The sequence below is a fragment of the Psychrobacter sp. AOP7-B1-25 genome, from assembly GCF_052376195.1.
Classification (GTDB): Bacteria; Pseudomonadota; Gammaproteobacteria; order Pseudomonadales; family Moraxellaceae; genus Psychrobacter.
Genome location: NZ_JBQSVK010000014.1, coordinates 1 through 16411 on the forward strand (window position 1 = coordinate 1; position 16411 = coordinate 16411).

The 16411-nt window shown below is 42.2% G+C and carries 14 protein-coding genes and 1 tRNA gene; 11 read left to right on the plus strand and 4 right to left on the minus strand.

Annotated elements, in window-relative coordinates; translation table 11 throughout:
* The first annotated feature begins 358 nt into the window (after positions 1 to 358).
* Positions 359 to 970: a fasciclin domain-containing protein gene (locus ACT3QR_RS10760; protein WP_444521342.1), complete on the plus strand. Its 612-nt coding sequence runs from the start codon at positions 359 to 361 to the stop codon at positions 968 to 970.
* 451 nt (positions 971 to 1421) lie between these two features.
* Here the strand turns inward: ACT3QR_RS10760 and ACT3QR_RS10765 are convergent, their stop codons facing one another.
* Entirely contained in the window at positions 1422 to 2972 is a 1551-nt protein-coding gene (locus tag ACT3QR_RS10765) for an alanine/glycine:cation symporter family protein (protein ID WP_444521343.1), read from the minus strand.
* A 953-nt stretch (positions 2973 to 3925) separates the two neighbouring features.
* On the opposite strand from ACT3QR_RS10765, the gene ACT3QR_RS10770 reads away from it, so the two are divergent.
* From ACT3QR_RS10770 to ACT3QR_RS10785, 4 genes are all read left to right on the plus strand, one after another.
* Complete coding sequence (locus ACT3QR_RS10770; RefSeq protein WP_444521344.1) at positions 3926 to 4543, plus strand: LemA family protein; 618 nt, start codon at positions 3926 to 3928, stop codon at positions 4541 to 4543.
* 138 nt (positions 4544 to 4681) lie between these two features.
* Positions 4682 to 5866 (plus strand): TPM domain-containing protein, encoded by a 1185-nt coding sequence (locus ACT3QR_RS10775; RefSeq protein ID WP_444521345.1) that lies wholly within the window; start codon positions 4682 to 4684, stop codon positions 5864 to 5866.
* A 71-nt stretch (positions 5867 to 5937) separates the two neighbouring features.
* Positions 5938 to 6462 (plus strand): TPM domain-containing protein, encoded by a 525-nt coding sequence (locus ACT3QR_RS10780; protein ID WP_444521346.1) that lies wholly within the window; start codon positions 5938 to 5940, stop codon positions 6460 to 6462.
* Positions 6463 to 6666: 204 nt separating this feature from the next.
* A complete protein-coding gene (locus ACT3QR_RS10785) occupies positions 6667 to 7665 on the plus strand; it encodes an adenosine deaminase (protein ID WP_444521347.1) in 999 nt (332 codons plus the stop codon).
* A 101-nt stretch (positions 7666 to 7766) separates the two neighbouring features.
* On the opposite strand, the gene ACT3QR_RS10790 is transcribed toward ACT3QR_RS10785, so the two are convergent.
* Positions 7767 to 8567 carry an SIR2 family NAD-dependent protein deacylase gene (locus ACT3QR_RS10790; RefSeq protein WP_444521348.1) on the minus strand — a complete coding sequence of 267 codons (801 nt, stop codon included), beginning with the start codon at positions 8565 to 8567 and terminating at the stop codon, positions 7767 to 7769.
* A gap of 35 nt (positions 8568 to 8602) precedes the next feature.
* On the opposite strand from ACT3QR_RS10790, the gene ACT3QR_RS10795 reads away from it, so the two are divergent.
* A complete protein-coding gene (locus ACT3QR_RS10795) occupies positions 8603 to 8965 on the plus strand; it encodes a hypothetical protein (protein ID WP_444521349.1) in 363 nt (120 codons plus the stop codon).
* Between the two features lie 135 nt (positions 8966 to 9100).
* On the opposite strand, the gene ACT3QR_RS10800 is transcribed toward ACT3QR_RS10795, so the two are convergent.
* Positions 9101 to 9177, minus strand: a tRNA-Arg gene (locus ACT3QR_RS10800).
* A 352-nt stretch (positions 9178 to 9529) separates the two neighbouring features.
* Here ACT3QR_RS10800 and ACT3QR_RS10805 point away from each other — a divergent pair.
* The 4 genes from ACT3QR_RS10805 (at position 9530) to queF (ending at position 13219) form a co-directional block, all read left to right on the plus strand.
* Positions 9530 to 10186, plus strand: a complete 657-nt coding sequence (locus tag ACT3QR_RS10805; protein ID WP_444521350.1) for a c-type cytochrome — start codon at positions 9530 to 9532, stop codon at positions 10184 to 10186.
* 317 nt (positions 10187 to 10503) lie between these two features.
* Positions 10504 to 11466: an ABC transporter ATP-binding protein gene (locus tag ACT3QR_RS10810; RefSeq protein WP_444521351.1), complete on the plus strand. Its 963-nt coding sequence runs from the start codon at positions 10504 to 10506 to the stop codon at positions 11464 to 11466.
* A gap of 29 nt (positions 11467 to 11495) precedes the next feature.
* Positions 11496 to 12269, plus strand: a complete 774-nt coding sequence (locus ACT3QR_RS10815; protein WP_444521392.1) for an ABC transporter permease — start codon at positions 11496 to 11498, stop codon at positions 12267 to 12269.
* A 65-nt stretch (positions 12270 to 12334) separates the two neighbouring features.
* On the plus strand, positions 12335 to 13219 hold the full coding sequence (gene queF / locus ACT3QR_RS10820) for an NADPH-dependent 7-cyano-7-deazaguanine reductase QueF (RefSeq protein ID WP_444521352.1): 885 nt from the start codon (positions 12335 to 12337) through the stop codon (positions 13217 to 13219).
* A 106-nt stretch (positions 13220 to 13325) separates the two neighbouring features.
* Here queF and ACT3QR_RS10825 read toward each other — a convergent pair whose 3' ends face one another.
* Entirely contained in the window at positions 13326 to 15044 is a 1719-nt protein-coding gene (locus tag ACT3QR_RS10825) for a proline--tRNA ligase (RefSeq protein ID WP_444521353.1), read from the minus strand.
* A 607-nt stretch (positions 15045 to 15651) separates the two neighbouring features.
* Between ACT3QR_RS10825 and ACT3QR_RS10830 the strand changes: the two genes are divergently transcribed.
* The gene (locus ACT3QR_RS10830) at positions 15652 to 16392 is read left to right on the plus strand and encodes a DUF4230 domain-containing protein (RefSeq protein ID WP_444521354.1); all 741 of its coding nucleotides are present in this window, start codon (positions 15652 to 15654) and stop codon (positions 16390 to 16392) included.
* Positions 16393 to 16411: the final 19 nt, after the last annotated feature.

Sequence of the window (16411 nt, forward strand, 5' to 3'; positions counted from 1 at the left end):
TTATCAGACAGTGGCTGCTTCAAGATTTAAAGTTTTATTGACCTGACTTTCAATTTCTAAAAGTTTAGTTATTGCAAACAAGGTCTTAAAAAAGCTAATCAGCACTTTGTTCTAAGGTAATGCAATAACTGATATACAAGCAAACAATGCTATATACGTGATTGATACAGTGTCGCTACCTAAGTAAATACCAATTGAAAATTAAACCGTTAGACTGATAACTATCAATATGACGGTCTAGATACTATGACTGAATAATTGATAAATTTATCAATCCTCAGTCGGCATTATATTTATGGAAAGTTATTAATTTAATTAAACCTCTCAATCAATTATTTACTCAAAAAGGAATTATCTCATGTTAAAGAAGAATTTATTATCTATCGCAGTTGTAACCGCAGCCATGTCATTAGCCGCTTGTAACGATACCGAAACAGTTGCAGAGCCAACTGAACCTGAAGTAACTACAGAAGAAACGGTCGTTGAGCCAATGGCTGAGACAGATACCGCTGTAGAAGCAGAGCCAATGGCTGAAATGGACATGGAAGCGACTCAAACAATCGCTGAAATTGCAGCAGAGAATGAAAACCTAACGATCTTAACCGCTGCACTACAAGCGGCAGGCCTTGACACTATGTTGATGGAAGATACTAAGCACACTGTATTTGCACCAACTGATGATGCATTTGCCCCAGTATTAGAAAAACTAGGTGTTACTCAAGAAGAGCTACTTGCAAATACTGACTTGCTAAATACAGTGCTCCCATACCATGTATTGGCAATGGAAGTAAAAGCTGCTGATATCCCATATGGTACTGATATCGAAACAGCAAACGGTGCAACTATCTCTATCAGCGAAGATAATGTAATTACTGATGCTACTGGTAACACAGCAAACATCACTGGTACAGATATCATGGCAACCAACGGTGTGGTTCATACTATCGATGCAGTATTGATGCCTGAATAATCTGTTTACTAAATTATAGATTTTTAGTTTATAAGTTCATGAAAGAAGGCCCAGCCATCGTGCTGGGCTTTTTTGTGTCTACCATTTAAGAATAGGGAGCTTCAAATAAGGAGATCGATGAAGGGGCGTATTGATGTACTATTTGCTACCTAGATTGATGCAGTTATCTAATCATTATTAGGTCATAAAGTGTCAGAGTGAGCTTTGTAAAAGGACAGTCAGAGAATAAAGTAGTTATTGAGTACTACTTCAAACTGAGGTCAACATTGAGAAACGATAGAATGATTTTAAGATATTAAAATAGCCTGTATGAACGTGAGTTTCAATGTTTATTGAGGAGCTATTTTATAATGAGGTATAGAGTTATTCAAAAATAAAAAGCCCGAGAACATAGTCTCGGGCTTTTATTTGCAGTTAGCATGATTGAACAATAAAAACGTTTAGTAAAAGATTATTTACGTAAAGGGTCTGCGTTCATTTTCTTTTGCTCTTCTAGATGACGCTCTTCCCAGTATGGTGCATTTTTGATACCAAATTTAGCAGGATCAAAAACGAATCTCTTAGCAGTCGTACCACCACCTGCTTTAAGCTGTGCTTCGTAATCTCTTAGGATATCGATAGCAGGGCGTGCGACAAAGAAAATTACAATGATACCAAGGATGTTTAACCAAGCCATTAGACCAACACCAACATCGCCAAGTCCCCAGATATATCCTGAGCTATTTAGAGCACCATAAGCAACCATAAACATGATTATAAGCTTAACGATAAACTGACCAGTTTTACTGGCTCCCGTACCCATAGAACGAGTCAGGTATGAGATGTTTACTTCAGCGATATAGTAATATGCCAAGATAGTCGTAAAGGCGAAAAAGAATACTGCTACTGCGATGAAAGTATTACCGAAAGTACCATAAACTGATTCCATTGCCATCTGCGTAAATGCAGGCGCATTGATTTCAGTAGTGGCGGCAACGTTCTGTACGATGAACTGACCGTCTGGTAGCGTACCTTGGATATTGTACATGCCAGTAGACAAGATCATGAAAGCGGTAGCAGAACATACTAATAATGTATCAACATATACTGAAAATGCCTGTACCAAACCCTGTTGTGCAGGGTGATCAACAGCGGCAGCAGAAGCAGCATGTGGACCTGTACCTTGACCTGCTTCATTAGAGTAGATACCACGTTTTACGCCCCAACCAATGGCAGCACCAAAACCTGCTTGTGCAGTGAAAGCATCGCCAACGATTGCACCAAATACTTGTGGAATCATACTGAAGTTTGCAAACATGATAAGTAGCGCTAGTACAATATAACCTAGTGCCATAAAAGGAACAGCATATTCAGTAAAGGTAGCAATACGTTTGATACCACCGAAAATAATGAAGCCTAATACGACTAGAACAATGCCAAGGGCAACAATACGAGTAGTACCCGTTTCTATTCCCATGAAGTTCAGAGCTGAGCCTTCACCTGCAACTTGAGCGACAGCGTTGATGACGCCGTTTGCTTGTACACCAGGTAAGAATATGCCACAAGCCACAATCGATGCTATAGCAAACAAAACACCGTACCATTTCTGACCAAGTGCGCGCTCAAAGTAATAAGCAGGGCCACCACGATATTCACCCGTGACGACATCACGTTCTTTATAAATCTGACCTAAAGTAGACTCAATATAAGCGGTAGAAGCGCCCAAAAAGGCCACAACCCACATCCAGAAAACGGCGCCTGGACCACCGAAACCGATAGCAGCAGCTACCCCAGCGATGTTACCCATACCCACACGTCCTGCGAGGGACACGGCAAGTGCTTGAAATGATGAGATACCATCGTTATCAGGTTTACCTTTAAATAATAGTCTGAGCATTTCTTTGAACAAGCGAACTTGTACAAAGCGTGTCATGATGGAATAGAAAAGACCAGCGCCCAAACACAGATAGATCAGTGCTGGACTCCAGATAATTCCATTTACTAAATTAACTAAACCTTCCATATGTATATTCCTAGTACTGTCTCAAGGTGGCGCTATCTGCTAGGAGTAAACTAACTGGTTAACTTACTTATTGAAGTTAAGCAGTTAAAATCTCTGCATTGACTTATCTATTATCTAAGTCTCATGTGTGCTTAGCCACCAAGAATGGACTGTAGTTGTCTGTCTTTATCCGCTTACGCTTAGCCTTTCACGATTGACCACTTGTACAATATCAATCATTGATAACATCAGTTACGTTTATGATTGTATTGCAACCTGCACTACTGCGGTATCCTTGCATCTTACGATGGGTGAGATCAGCTGTCAGGCAACTCACGGATAAAACAGGGGATTATATAGTTGAATATCCATCGCCATGATGGTATTCAACTTGTTATGAGCTGTCCCGAGTGAATACATAACTGGTATGGCGAATTGAAAATATTAAGCGATAACCTACCAGTTAATTGATATTTTTACTGAAAAATCAATAACTCACTAATACTAATCAAGCTATAAGTCCACTACCAAATGTATTCAAACCGTACGGCTACGTAACAGCAATTTGCCATATTTTTACACTAATTACTAGAAATTTCTTTTTCAGCAGTAAATATATTCATACTTTGTTCGGTAAATACATTAGCAGGATTTAGACAATATATAAATAATTGTTTGTACTTTCAGAATATTTTGTCTAGCTATGCTGTACAGATAGATTTTTGTTCTATATATATCGCTATAAAGACACGTTATTGTTAACGTCAAGCGGTTGTGTTTTGGTAACGGTCAATTGTAAAAAGCTGGTTATAACGCCATCATTAGTACAACTTCTTTTGATATTATGCTGATAGGGTCATGTATAGATATATGCTATATAAAATGTATGACTGAGGTATGAATAAAAAGAAAACTTAAAAAATACTAAAAATGTAGTACTAGACATCTATTATTTATTACTAGGAGAGTTAACGATGATGCGTAAATCTATTGTGAAGCCAATGTTGCTAGCTGCTTTATTGACAACTTCCACTGTTGGTCTGAGCGGCTGTGGTTATAACAACCTGCAGGCGCAAGATGAACAGGTTACTGCTTCATGGTCAGAAGTGGTCAACCAGTATCAGCGTCGTTCTGATTTGGTGCCAAACTTAGTGAAAGTTGTACAGCAATATGCCGAGCAAGAGCAGGAAGTGTTTACGCAAGTGGCTGAAGCTCGCTCACGTGCAGGCGGTATCACTGTGACGCCAGAAGTACTCAATGATCCAGAAGCGATGGAACGTTATGCAGTTGCCCAAGAGCAGATGACAGGTGCCTTATCACGTTTGATGGCAGTATCGGAGCGTTATCCTGATCTAAAGTCAGACGCACTGTTTCAGGATTTGCAAGCACAGTTAGAAGGTACTGAGAACCGTATTGCCGTTGCTCGTAACCGCTATATTCAAGAAGTGCAAGGGTACAATACAACGGTACGTCAATTCCCTACCAACGTCACAGCAAAAGTATTCGGCATGGATACTAAGCCCAACTTTAGTGTGGCTAATGAAGAAGCCATTTCAACGGCGCCCAGTGTTGATTTTGGTGATTCTGAATAAAATTCTGCTGAATAAAGTTTGAAAATAATGTGATGACAGAGTGGCATAAGCGGCTCTGTTTATTTAGCTAATAGTTTGGTGATTACTAACTAGACTCTATCAATTGGTAAAGATGTTATCTGAGGTGGTATAGATTAGATGAATAATTCAAAAGCAATCTTATCAGCATTACTGTTTACGTTAGGTGTGGTCAGCGTGCCAGTATCGCATGCTGCACCTAATGATACGGCGGTGGCGACAGATAGCACCTCGAATCTGCAAAACCGTAGCGTTGAAGAGTTGGTAGCTGTTGCCAAAGCAGGCGAGTCTAACGAAGCTCTCAATGATGCTGTATTAAACAACGATGCTATCAATGAAGCGGTGCTTGGCAACGATGCTATCAATCAAAACGCAGATAACCAAGACCCAGCAAATGAGACAACCAGTACTCAAACAACTGATCAGCCGCCAGTACGTTCAAGTGCTGAGGGTGTGGATGCTGATAAACTGATACTCAACGAACCAATCGTTGATCAGGCCAATATTTTAAATCCGCAAGAAAAGCTACGTCTAGAGGCGCAGCTTCAAAGTATTTATCAGGAAGGTCTAGCACAGGCAGCGGTGGTTATCGTACCAACCACCAATGGTGTACCAATATTCGATTATGCATTGCAAGTTGCTGAGAAGTGGGAACTGGGTGATGAAGCTATTGATGACGGCCTGTTGATTGTCGTCGCTGTCAATGACCGTGATATGTATATCTTAACGGGTTATGGCTTAGAAGGTGTCTTGCCAGATGCGGCGGTCAACCGTGTCATTCGAGAAGACATCACACCACTATTCAAACAAAATAATTATGGTGCAGGAATAATCGCAGGTGTTGAAGCGCTCAAAACGCGTTTAACTGCCGATCCTGAAGTATTAGCTCGTGCTGATGCACAAGCTGCAGAACGTACTGCTCAGCAAAGCTCAGACGATATGCCGTCACCTATTTTCTTATTTATTATGGCGATGATTTTTGGTAGCTTTATTACCAACATATTTGGCCGAGTCTTTGGTTCTATCATTACCGCTGGTGGGTTTTTTGCAGGTTCAATGGCATTAGGTGGCGGTTTCTTCATGACGTTGATTATGGCAATATTTATCTGGATGTTTTTGATCTCACGCGGCGGTGGCGGTGGAAAAGGCGGCGGCGGTAAAGGTGGGCGCAGAGGCGGCATGATTTTCTTACCAGGTATGGGCGGCGGTAGTGGAGGCGGCTTTGGCGGTGGTGGTTTTGGAGGCGGCGGCTTTGGCGGTGGCGGTGGTGGTTTCGGCGGCGGCGGCGCAGGTGGCTCGTGGTAAGTATTCCACATGATCGAATAAAGTAGACTCTAAATAACCATCGAACATGACGTACTTGAGGAAATAATATAATGGTAGAAAACAACGCTTCAACTCCCAGTTTTGCCCGCTGGTGGCGTCAAGTTTTGTTCGTCCCTTTATTACATAGTAAGTGGCTGACAACAGACTCCAAAGCGCGCCTAACAGAAGCTGTGACACGAGCTGAGCGTGGGCATCGTGGTGAGGTGTTCTTAATTGTAGAAAACCATCTGCCTATTCAAGAAGCCTATCGCATGAACTGCCGTGAGCGTGCGATAGATTTGTTTAGTGAATATCGTGTCTGGGACACGGAAGAAAATACAGGTGTCTTGATCTATGTCAATGTATGCGAGCGCAAACTAGAGATTGTTGCAGATCGCGGTATTAGTGCTCATGTTAGTCCGACTGTGTGGAATGCCATGTGTGAAAAAGCGGTATCTGGTATTGCTACTCAAAAAACAGAAGAGAGCTTAGCTGAACTGCTGGATGAAGTGGGACAAGTGCTACGTCAATACTATCATCTAGAGCATGATCCAGAAGGTAATGAGCTGTCCGATACAGTGGTATTTTTAAAGTAGTGTGTGCTTGGTGTGGTTTTATTAAGATGCCTGCTTTTATAAGTAAGTTGTCTATACGGTCAAAGGGTTTTGTTTTAGGCAATATGTTTTTAGTGTTAAAATGATGGTTCTGGGACAGATAGTGCCTTGTATATGCATGGTTTGATTATCTTACTTTGCAACATTTACGATGGCTCGTCCCGATAACGCCATTATTGGAATACTATGATTGAGTTAATAAAGAAGCTACCAAAAGCTGAACTTCATCTGCATATTGAAGGTTCTCTCGAGCCTGAGCTGATGTTTAGATTGGCCAAAAAGAACAACGTAGAGATACCTTATAAAGATATCGAAGATGTACGAAGTGCTTATAATTTCACCAATCTGCAGACCTTTTTAGATATCTATTATGCGGGCGCAAACGTTCTGCTCACAAAAGATGATTTTTATGATTTGACGTGGGAATATATCCTTAGGTGTGTCGAAGACAATGTCATCCATACAGAGATATTCTTTGACCCACAAACGCATACTGAACGAGGCGTGCCTTTTGAAGCAGTAATTACAGGTATCAAAGAAGCACTGGCAGATGCCAAAGCAAAATACGGTATTACATCATGCATCATCATGTGTTTTTTGCGTCATCTATCGCAAGAAGAAGCGTTTGAAACGTTAGAGCAAGCACTGGACTATAAAGACGACATTATTGGTGTGGGTCTGGACTCATCAGAATTGGGCAACCCGCCATCGAAGTTTAAAGAGGTCTTCCAAAAAGCTAAAGAGGAAGGCTTTAAGTTGGTTGCTCACGCAGGCGAAGAAGCAGACTTTTCGTATATCTACGAAGCATTAGATTTATTGAATATCAATAGAATTGATCACGGTGTGCAATCTATAAAAAGCCCAGAGTTGATGCAAAGACTAAAAGATGAGCAAATGCCACTAACAGTTTGCCCGAACTCAAACATCGAGCTAAAAGTTTTCGAGACTTATAAAGAGCACAATATTAAAGAGCTTTTAGATTATGGTCTAAATATTAGTGTTAATTCAGACGACCCTGCGTACTTCAAAGGTTATGTGAATCAAAATTTCATCAATCTGTATGAGAATCTACCGATTACAGAAGATGATGTAATTACATTAGTAAAGAACTCTTTTAAATCGGCATTTATAAGCGACGAGTTAAAAGAAACTTATTTGGCGAGAGTGGATCTTGCATTGAAATAACTTTAACGAGTTCGTTATGAGTAGCGAAGGCGTAACAGTTTATATAAACCGTTACGCCTTTTTTGTTGCCTGTCGTTAGTAATACTTACGAGCAGTAGCAATTATAAAGCAGTAATATTCTCTATAAGCAGTGGCAATATTATTCCAGCCTTTTCTGCTAATAGGATATCGACGGTAGTATTTGGTGTTGGGTCAGGGTTGACTTCGATAACTTGCGCGCCATTTTGTTTGGCTAGCTGTGCTAAACCAGCAGCAGGATAGACCAAGCTTGATGTACCGATACTGATAAATACCTCGCAATTAGCCGCAGCTTCTTCGGCAGTCTGCCACGCTTGTACAGGTAGAGCTTCGCCAAACCAAACAATATCTGGTCTGATGTAGCCGTCGCAATGCGGACAGGTAAGCAATGTTTCATCGAAACTCATAGTATCTTGGTTATCATATGATGCCCTTGATTGATCCTGATAGGGTATCTCACACTGACTACAGCGGTTGCGCCACAGATGTCCATGCAGGTGAGTCACTGCGCTACCAGCTTGCTCGTGCAAGTCATCGACATTTTGGGTGATAAGTGTCACTTTTTGATCGGTGGTTTGTGCATGATATTGCCACTGAGCCAATGCATGATGCGCTGGGTTTGGCGCTTTGTCTGCGACTAGTTGCCGCCGCCACTGATACCATGACCATACTAGCTTTGGACCACGAGTGAAGGCTTCAGGGGTTGCCAAGTCTTCGACACCGTAGTTCTCCCACAGTCCTGTTTGCTTATCTCGAAACGTCGGAATGCCGCTTTCTGCTGAAATGCCAGCGCCAGTCAAAATACAAATACGCTGTTTTGATGCTAGCAGTTGTGCTGCAAGTTTTACTTCTGCTATTAACGCTGGTGATAATTCTGCTAACATGAGCCAACTCTCGCTAATAATGGATATTTTTACTTATGATAGACGGAATTTGGTGGCTTGTCATATTGTGCGCTGTCATCGCAGTTTTATGGTTTGTGGCAAAATCGCGCGGCGCAAAAGCAGGTGAAAAGCAGAGTGGCGCAAAATCAAAGAATGTAACACCGAATGATGCTCTGCAAAAAACTTCAGCGATATTAAAGCAGTATTTTGCTAATTATCGAGTCACACGTAAGGCGAACCATTTGCTCGTTAGCCAACAAGGCAAAAAAATAGCGATGATTACGATTGATAAAAAGATCGCTGAAGGTCAGCGCAGTTTGGGTGATGTGCCAGTGATTAATTATCACCGTGTACCTAGCCGCGCTCAATTGACTGCCAGTTTACAGGACGCAGAATAAGTTTTATGTAGGTGAGAGCTTAAGAAACATACGAGCACAGAAAACCGCAAACATACGAAAGTGTCGGTTCAGTAAGTATAGGAAGTTGAGGGTAGTGCTGAGGAAATAATGGAGTGGAGGTGTAAATATTGTAATTGGTGCGCTCGGCGGGAATCGAACCCACGACCCTCGGCTTCGGAAACCGATACTCTATCCAACTGAGCTACGAGCGCATATGATAACGATATGTCTGACTATCACATTCAGATGAGCATGATAACTGGCATAAGGTGTCTAAAAATAAAGACCGCTTAGTCTAACAAATAAAACGCATAAAGCCAATAAATGACAGTTGCGATTGAGGTTTTTTAAGAAAAAACAGCCAAGTCATTAAACAAGCATGGCAATTTACCTGCCTTTTCCCTTATAATGTTGGGGAGAATTCATATTTATAATCACCGATTGCAAGTGCGCTGGTACGCGGGATGGCTATCTGCTATTGAAGACTTAGAGGTCGTCAAAGGAGGACAGACAGAATGTCCGAGCCGTACCAGTCCTTGCATATGTAATAAGAGAACGTGACGAATGAGAAAAGTAGTTATGTTATCGGCAGCTGCCATTCTAGGAATCGCTAGTATCGCGGTGAGCCAAGCTGAAGATATTGTAGACACTCCTGTAACTGCGTCAGACGTAGCAGAAGGCCAAGAGGTCGTAGAAGCTGCTCCTGAAACGCTAGGTGATGAGCCCCAAGCTGCTGCAGATACGACAGATGGTGCTGAGCCTACTGACGAAGCTGCTCTAGCAGAGGGCGAAGAAACTGCTGCTGCAGCGCCTGCCGACGACGAAGAGCCAATCCCGCAAGATACGCCGCAAGTGCAGAAACTAATTGCTTTGTATCCTAATTTGATTGCTCGTATTCAGCCGGTTGCCAATATCTGTTTTGAAGATGATGAAGTTTGCGATGTAACGGCACGCTCATCAGGCCCATCTGCTGGCGACGGTCCTCGTGATGGTAAAGCGGTATATAACGCAGTATGCCAGACTTGTCATACAGCAGGCTTACTAGGCTCTCCTATCTTTGGTGATGCTGGTGCTTGGGGCCCACGTATTGCAAAAGGCAAAGAGACGCTATATACCCATGCTATCAATGGTTTCAATGCGATGCCTGCTAAAGGCGGCGCGGATATCCCTGATGAAGAAGTCCAAAATGCCGTAGATTATATGGTTGCAGAAGCTAGCTAATCTTTATTGATTAATTACTAAGCTTTGACGATCTATATCTATAAAGCGCCTATTTCAGTAATGAGATAGGCGCTTTTTCATGATGAGTATTATTAATATGGTACTTCAAATATAAGGCAGTTGAAATTCGCCATTAGTAGCCTCATTTTATGAGATTAGTTCACTTATTACAGTACATTGTTTCTTTTAGACAGTAGAGTGTGTTGAACATTTTTGTACGGCTTCTGCCCATATGATAACGATAGTTGAATGTTCAACACGGCCTATTATTCTAAAATCGCATTTTATATAAACTGATAACCAATAAAGAGGTCTTCATGTCTGATGCACCAGCACTCTCTATAAAGAACTTATCCAAGACCTATGATAATGGATTCTCGGCATTAAAAGGGGTTGATTTAACAGTACCACAAGGCGGCTTCTTTGCGTTACTTGGACCGAACGGCGCGGGCAAATCTACCATGATTGGTATTATTAGCTCATTGTTTAAGCCAACCACTGGTAGCGTTCATATTTTTGGGACAGATTTATTAGAGAACCCTTCGATTGCTAAGCAATATCTTGGCGTTGTACCACAAGAATTTAACTTTAATATGTTCGAAAAAGTCGAAGATATCCTGATTACACAAGCAGGGTACTTTGGTATTCCAGCAAAAGAAGCCAAGCCACGTGCAAAGAGACTATTAACTGCGCTAGGGCTATGGGACAAGCGCGGTAGCAAATCACGTGAGCTATCTGGTGGTATGAAACGCCGTTTAATGATTGCGCGCGCATTGATTCATAAGCCAAAGTTGTTGATCCTAGATGAGCCAACAGCTGGTGTCGATATTGAGCTACGTCGCTCGATGTGGGAGTTCATGCAGCAGATTAATATTGAAGAAAAAACCACTATTATTCTGACGACTCATTATCTCGAGGAAGCTGAGCAGTTGTGTAAACGTATTGCCATCTTGGATCACGGTGAGATTCGTATCAATACGGAAATGAAAGAGCTACTGGCGCAACTGTCTGTGGAAACGTTTGTATTTGATTTGGATACACCGCTCACTGAGCAGTTGGCTCTGACAGGAGTCACGGGTGTAACACAGCCAGATGAGCAGACGCTAGAAGTTACCTTGACAGAAGGTGAGTCACTAAATGGTGTCTTTGATCAACTATCTGAGAAAGGTGTCAGTGTGGCGAGTATGCGCAATAAAGCCAACCGATTAGAAGAGTTGTTTATGCGCTTGGTAGACAAAAACATTCAGAGTGCAGATAGTATGAAGGAGGCGGGATTATGAGTCAGGAACTAGTCGATCATAATAAAACCATGTCATGGAGCAAAAAATGGATTGCGTTTCGCACTATTTGGTTGAAAGAAGTGCGCCGTATTTTGCGTATTTGGCCGCAAACATTGTTACCGCCAGTTATCACGATGAGCCTGTATTTTGTCATTTTTGGTAAGATGATTGGCTCGCGTGTGGGAGAGATGGGCGGTGTGCCATACATGCAGTTTATTGTACCTGGCCTGATTATGATGTCGATCATTACCAACAGCTACTCTAACGTGGTCTCAAGCTTTTTTAGCGCCAAATTTACTTCCAGTATTGAAGAGCTTTTGGTCTCGCCAGTATCTAAGCATGCTATTTTGATGGGTTATATCAGCGGTGGTATCTTCCGTGGACTAGCCATCGGTGTGATTGTCTCGATAGTAGCGCTGTTCTTCACGGATCTTGGTATTGAGCACTTATTTGTGACTGTATTTACAGTACTTGGCACATCTATTTTGTTTTCATTGGGCGGCTTTATCAATGCCGTATTTGCCCGTTCATTCGATGATATCTCTATCGTTCCAAGTTTTGTTTTGACGCCATTAACCTATCTTGGCGGTGTGTTTTATTCGATGGAAAATTTATCTCCGTTTTGGCAGAATGTCTCGCTATTGAATCCTATCGTCTATATGGTTAACTCATTCCGTTACGGTATTCTTGGCTATTCTGATGTCAATGTCTGGTATTCAATGGCGGCTATATTTGTATTCTGTGCGATATTCTATACCATCGCCTATCGCTTGCTAAGTAACGGCTCGCGAGTGCGTCTGTAGTACGCGTTATTCGCTGAACATATTATTTAGGGCAAATTTTAAACAGATTAATATTAGGAAAACAGATGAGTATTCACGGTATCTTGGGTGAGCAAACCACAGACTATCCAACTGAGTATAGCCCAGAGACGCTATATCCTATTGCGCGCAGCATGGGACGTGATGCGATTGGTTGGCAAGATGATAAATTGACCGTCGGTGTAGATTGGTGGCAGGCTTTTGAGATATCTTGGTTAAATCCGCAAGGTATCTCGCAAGTAGCGATTGCGCGCTTTTGTATTCCTGCTAGCTCACCATTTATCGTAGAATCAAAGTCGCTTAAGTTATATTTGAATAGTATCAATTTTACCGAGTTTGCCAGTTGGAACGATGTACAAGCGTTGATTGCAAAAGACCTGTCAGATTGCTTGCAAGCAGATGTACAAGTAGCGTTATTTGGATTAAACGATGACTTGAATGATAAAGTTACAGGATTACTTATTGCTCAGCCTGAAGGGGTTTGTATTGATGAGGCGCTAGCAGATAGCACGGACAAAGTTGCATTGACTGAACATCCTGACGCGACCTTGCTAAGAGGAAATGAAATAGAGGTGAGCAGTGAAAGCGTGGCAAGTGATGGTATGCAGCCGTACATCTTCTATTCCAATCTGCTACGTAGTAATTGCCCAGTGACCAACCAGCCAGACTGGGGAACGTTAGCCGTATCGATTACGACTTCTAAGCCTTTTAATAATGCAAATATGCTGCGTTATATATTAAGCTTCCGTCAGCACAATGGCTTCCACGAGCAGTGTGTTGAGCAGATATTTGCTGATTTGAGCCAACAATATCAGCCAAGTGAGTTAATGGTACGAGCGTGGTATACGCGCCGAGGTGGTATTGATATCAATCCTTGCCGTGTTAGTGATATCAATCTGTTGCCCAAGCCAAGCCGTCTAATCCGACAGTAAATTCTAGTTAGAAAGCATAATATTGAATATTTTTAAGCTCATAAAAAAGCGCCTATCTCATATAATGAGATAGGCGCTTTTTGTTATATAGTCTCTATTTACAAAACTATTTACTGCTTACTTTTGCCATGACTTCTTCACGGCTTAGCATTTGTTTTTCAGCTTCACGGCGATTGACGTATTCATACTTACCTTCAGCCAAGTTACGGTCTGAGACTACGATACGATGCGGAATGCCAATCAACTCTAGATCAGCAAACTTCACACCTGGACGCTCGTTACGATCGTCAAGCAGTACATTGATACCTTGTGCTTTTAGCTCTTCATACAGCGCTGTTGCCGTTTGCATGACGGTTTCTTCTTTTGATTTCATCGGTATGATGGCGACTTCAAAAGGAGCGATTGAGTCATCAACGGTTGGTGTGGTTGGCCACATGATACCATTTTCATCGTTGTTCTGCTCGATGGCAGCGGCAATGATACGGCTCACACCAATACCGTAGCAACCCATCATCAGCGTGACTGGCTTGCCATTCTCACCTGATACGGTACAGTTCATTGCCTGTGAGTATTTATCACCCAACTGGAAAATATGACCGACTTCGATACCACGTTTGATTTTGAGCGTACCTTTGCCATCTGGAGAAGGATCACCTTCTTCTACATTGCGCACATCAACGATACGAGTGATGCGAGTATCACGTGCCCAGTTCATGCCGATAGTATGTTTGTTCACTTCATTAGCACCACAAACAAAGTCTGACAATGTGGCGGCTGAACGATCAACAAATACAGGCATATCTAGGTCGACACCGATATAGCCTTTGTGCAGGCCAGCGGCTTTTAGCTCTTCGTCAGACGCTAGGGTTAATGGCACGTTGGCTTCTTCAATTTTCTCAGCTTTGATGGTATTGAGTTGATGATCGCCGCGCAATACGACAGCAATCAATTGAGGCTCATCATCTTCAGTATGACCATGGACAATTAAGGTTTTGACCGTGTTTTCTAATGGTACGTCTAAATGCTCAGCCACCATTTTACAGCTGGTCATGCCTTCGGTTAGAACGTCTGCGCGCTCCATTTTTGGCGCTTGACGCTCGGCAGTGCTGACCGATTCTGCCAGCTCAACGTTGGCAGCATAGTCAGAAGAATCTGAGAACGCAATATCGTCTTCGCCGCTATCTGCTAATACATGGAACTCATGGGATGCAAAACCACCGATAGAGCCTGTATCTGCTTGTACTGCACGGAAATCTAAGCCCAAGCGGGTAAAGATGCGTGTATAAGCGTCATACATATCATGGTAGGTCTTGGCCAATGACGCTTGATCCACATGGAATGAGTAAGCATCTTTCATGGTGAACTCGCGTGCACGCATCACACCGAAGCGTGGACGAATCTCGTCACGGAACTTACCTTGAATCTGAAAAAAGGTAATCGGTAATTGTTTATAACTACGCAGCTCACCTTGGGCAAGATTGGTAATGACCTCTTCATGCGTTGGGCCAAGCACAAAGTCGCGATCATGACGGTCTTTAAAACGCAATAACTCAGGACCATAATCATCAAAACGTCCGGTCGTCTGCCAAAGCTCAGCAGGCTGAGTCATCGGCATAAGCACTTCTTGTGCACCGACATTCTGCATCTCTTCGCGAATAATACGCTCGACCTTTTGTAAGATGCGTAGACCCATCGGCAGCCAAATGTACAATCCAGAAGCAATCTTGCGGATAAGACCAGCACGCACCATCAATTGGCTTGAGGCGATGTCGGCATCACTTGGGGTTTCTTTTAGTGTGGCAAATAAAAATTGACTGGCTTTCATAAATAAAGCGTAACCTTATCAACGATAAAAAAATAAGAAATAGTAGGATGTTGAGCGTATGGCTAATCGTTTCATTGCCGCCGCAAGCTTACCTTTATCACTTAGCAATAATCTAGGATTTTCCCTAGTTACCAATTTGCTTATATACAAAGCACATCAGTAAAAACTGCTCTCACAAAAGAGAGACAAATTTGATTTGATGTATCAATATGCCAAAAATGCAATGTATTCAGGTTAGAAACCTAATAAGTGCTTTAAGACTGACATTTTATTCATACAATCTGACTATGTTAGGTAAAGTTAGCCTAAGACGCAATGAATTTTTTTCTTTTCAGACCGAACGCAATGCAAAGGTTTCAATAAGGGGCAAATAATTGAGTTGTTCGTATGATTTTATAGCGAAAGTACTGCTTATTTTGGCGACAGTTTATTGAGATGATTATGTGGAGAGCTGTACATGAAGTTATGTAGAAGAATGGTAGCTATTACTTGAAGTTGCTGCACAATAGTCGCATTTATAAATTAAATATCTGCTCTGGTTTTACAATGCTATTTTGCAATGCTGTTAGCCTTACAAGAACGATGCAATATTATAAAGGTAGCTTCTATGAATAATCCTGATACGAATAACGTCAATGCTACTCAAAAGCTTGAAAAAAGACCTGTTGCTACGATGTCGTGGGTGATATTACTCATCGGTTTGGCAGCGATTGTCTTTGCCATTTATAGTGCGCAAAATAAACCAGAAGAAGCGCCGATAGAAACGATTACTCGCGAAGGAGTGGTCACTCAAATTCAGCAGTTAAATCGTTTACATACTGTCGCATTTAGTGTCGATACAGTGATTACGAGCGAGCGACCAGGAAGTTGGATGAAATTGTGGCAGGATGAGCAAAAAGCATTGTTTATCGCCCATGGTCGCGTAGAGGCAGGCGTGGATTTGAGTGCATTAACGCCTGAGATGGTACAGGTAGTGCAACCTGCTCAAGTTAATACTGCTAACGAGCAAGTAGCTAACCCCAACTCACCAGCTGCTACTATGCCGCAAATCAATATTACTTTGCCGCCTACAGAGATATTTTCAGTATATTTAGATGATATCGAGATTTATGACTGGCAAACAGGGGCTTTTGGCATGATGCAAGTCGATCCTAAGATATTGGCGCAGGCACAGACTATGGCCAAAAAAGAAGTATTAGAACGTGCCTGCCGAGGTGACGTCATGAATATGGCGCTGCAAAATGCGCAAACGCAATTGCAGCAGCTATTTGCACTCACGGGAGCGGTAGTTATAGTTACCACTCAAGGTGCAGGTGCGTGCCAGCTGCCAGTCACTACCAATGGCTAAGCTGATATTTGTTTTTGAA